Below are 2,377 nucleotides of genomic sequence, written 5' to 3' on the forward strand. Positions count from 1 at the left end.
CATGTGTCCTATTTTATAACACTTTTTTTACTCTGCTTACTTTTTTTCTCTGCTACCCCTACTTATTGAGCGGATACTATGGATGTATGAAAATAAAACACATAGTATTGAGGACAGTTGGGGTCAGGGGGAACGCATCTTATTGAACACTGTTCATTAGTGGTGAGTATATTTTGAGATAAATTCACTATTCAAAGAAGCTACAGACACGCTTTTTAATGACTTTAGTAAGAAAATAGTAACTGATTAATGGTGGTTTTTACGCTCCTGCTAATTTTGAGACAATAAAACTATTACAACCACTGTTTTCCAGTTGTATAATAGTTAGTAATGAGTTATTCGTGAGAATTTAGTTAACTGCAACAGCGAGGATTTTAGTCAAATAGTCATCATCCCACCCGGCTCGAAGTCGCTTATTTTTTGCTCCAGTTTTTGAAGTTTTCTCTTGATTCAAAAGATTGAGCGAGATGTGTCTAAGAATAGCAAAATTTTGCGGAGCATTATCTTTTCTAATCCGACACTCATCTTCACGAAAACCCACATCTAATACCCAATGTAAAGAATTTTCAATTCCCCAATGGCTCCGGACTGATTTACCAAGTTTTTGAGCATCATTTGGTAAACTACTAATGTAATAACGAGTTTCAATAGTTGTTTTTCCCTTCACTATTCTCACGGATTCTATCATACCTATACTCTGAAATTTCTCCCATTGATTCTCCGGATCAATTAGCTCTTTGATGTCACTGAGCATTAAGTGATGTCGAATTTCTGAGCGACCGTGATTCCTCTCTTTATTTGTCGAATAAGCTGTATGTGTAAAACCCGAAAATCCTTGTCTAATTGCTTGTTTAAACAACTCTTCTACTCTGGCATACAGGGATGGTTGGTTCTTTTTTAAGGTGATTACATAATCTCCTTTTTGTTCGACAATTGACTTCACAATTGACCTCTGACAACCCATAGCATCAATGGTGACAATGCTTCCATTCAATTCTAATACTTTGAGTAAAGCCGGATGGGGCTGTGATTTCATTCGACTTCTTATCAACCTTAACTTGTCCTAAAACTAATCTTTGACTCGTCGCCCAAGCACTGACCATATGAATTGCTTTTTTATCTCCTCTTCGTGAGTAAGAATGGCGAAGAGTTTTGCCATCAATTGCGATTACTTCTCCGGGATTGAAGCAACTAATAGATTGAATCCAACTCAAAAAACATTTCTGAAATTGCTCCGGTTTTAGCCGAGAAAATACTCGCGCAATCGTATCATGTGAAGGTATGCCATTCGGCAATTCTAAAATTTTCTTTAACCATTCGTATTTAGCTCGCCCGTAACTTTCAATATCCACCCATGTATCAGCACCGCAAATCACGGCACAAATTGAGATGGTGATAATGTCAATTAATTGATGATGTTTCGTCCGCTCAATTCGGGGATCTTCTAAGTCGGCAAAATGGTCGGCGATGGTGATTTTAGGTTTAAGTTTCATACAGGTAAACCCTAATTAAATGTTTTGTAGTTAGTCAATAATTCTTCTCCAATATACCAGATTCTGTTAACATTAAATTTAGATGCGTTCGCCCTGAATAACACTGTCGTCGCAGAGGCATTTTTGGAATTAATTGATGAGGCATTTCGACAACATCGAAAATGGCGGGAACACCCCCAAGAGATTGATTATCAGACTTGGGCGAGGGACTTTAAGACGAGATTGGCAGAATTGTTAAATACTTGGCAAGGTCATGTTGGTCATGCTGCTGGACTGTTACTGCGCTCGTTACGTGAGAAAGCACATCAATGGTGGTACTTTTTAGACCACCCGTCCATTCCCCCTGATAATAATTTGGCAGAACGTTCTTTGCGATTAGCCGTGACTAAACGTAAGGTATCTGGAGGTTCCCGGTCAATGTCTCGGTTTGAACAAACTGCTAATTTGTTGTCTGTGATTCAGACTTGTCGGTTTCAAGGTAAAAGCGCAATGGCTTTTTTCCGTGATGCTCTATCTGCCCATTGTTGTGACTTTTTCATCCCTTCTCTTATTCCCCAATCAAAGACCTGAATCCTTACAGATAGAATTAGCGTTAGGGTAGGTAGCTTTACCATAATTATTCCACCAATTTTTTAAAGACTCACAGGCGAATTCACTGGTATCTTTACTATTTCATAAAGTTATATATCCTCGGTTTTGTTGAGAATCATAAATTCCATGTGGCATCACTTTACCGTGACCTAAACTCCAAAAATCATGATCAAAAGTAGTGACTGGTTCTTTTGTATAGAAAGTTCCCGGACGATACAACCCACATTCCGCAGGTCTTTAAATAGAATTGATGGTTATAAAATTTAAAAATTCAAGCCTGAAGTGATTACTCG

At 38.1% G+C, this 2,377-nt stretch carries 1 protein-coding gene and 2 pseudogenes; 1 reads left to right on the plus strand and 2 read right to left on the minus strand.

Annotation, left to right across the window (positions count from 1 at the left end; translation table 11 throughout):
• Positions 1-349: 349 nt before the first annotated feature.
• Positions 350-1,493, minus strand: a pseudogene (locus QUA36_RS31085) (ISAs1 family transposase).
• A gap of 93 nt (positions 1,494-1,586) precedes the next feature.
• Here QUA36_RS31085 and QUA36_RS31090 point away from each other — a divergent pair.
• Positions 1,587-2,063, plus strand: a complete 477-nt coding sequence (locus tag QUA36_RS31090; RefSeq protein WP_445301474.1) for an IS66 family transposase — start codon at positions 1,587-1,589, stop codon at positions 2,061-2,063.
• On the opposite strand, the pseudogene QUA36_RS31095 reads toward QUA36_RS31090, so the two are convergent.
• A pseudogene (locus QUA36_RS31095) lies at positions 2,052-2,303 on the minus strand (ISAzo13-like element transposase-related protein). The gene QUA36_RS31090 and the pseudogene QUA36_RS31095 sit on opposite strands and share 12 nt — an antisense overlap.
• Between the last annotated feature and the right edge of the window lie 74 nt (positions 2,304-2,377).

The sequence above is a fragment of the Microcoleus sp. Pol10D4 genome (assembly GCF_036701555.1).
Classification (GTDB): domain Bacteria; phylum Cyanobacteriota; class Cyanobacteriia; order Cyanobacteriales; family Microcoleaceae; genus Microcoleus.